At 40.8% G+C, this 637-nt stretch carries 1 pseudogene; it reads right to left on the bottom strand.

From position 1 onward, the window contains the following. Positions 1 to 637, bottom strand: a pseudogene (locus ACRCJ0_RS18210) (transcription termination factor NusA); the annotation flags it as partial.

The raw sequence follows: 637 nt of genomic DNA, 5'->3' as shown, positions 1-637 counted from the left end.
ACCAATTAATGCTTCATCACCAATAATGTCGTTATCTTCGCCTTCAAGATCAGCAATTTGCTCTTCAAGTGCTTCTGGACCGACATTACCTTCTTCAAGATCATCGATAGCTAATAAATCTTCTTCATCAACTGAAGTTGAACCTTCTGTCATTGCTTCATAATCTTCAACAGTTTCAATATCTTCAGCTAAAATTGGATCAACGTCTTGGTCAACTAATTCTTTTTCCGCGAAACGTTCTGCGTACTCTTCTGTTTGTACATACGCTTCAAAGTCAGCTTCAGATTTAATATCAATCTTGTGGTTTGTTAATTTAGCCGCTAAACGCGCATTTTGGCCACGTTTACCAATAGCTAATGACAAGTGGTTTTCTGGTACGACAACCACACATGACGTTTCACCTGGTACAAAGTGTACAGATAATACATCAGCTGGGTTCAAGGCATTTGAAATAAAGGTGGCCATGTCGTCCGACCATTGAACGATATCCATGTTTTCGCCTTTTAATTCGTCTACAATACGTTGTACACGTGAACCTCGAGGTCCAACACAAGTACCTACTGCATCGATATTCGCGTCGTTAGAAACAACCGCTACTTTAGAACGGTCACCAGCTTCACGGGCGATGGCTTTAATC

It is taken from the genome of Aerococcus sp. L_32, assembly GCF_050689315.1.
The sequence above is the reverse complement of the archived record's forward strand: the minus strand, read 5'-3'. Positions and strand labels throughout refer to the sequence as shown.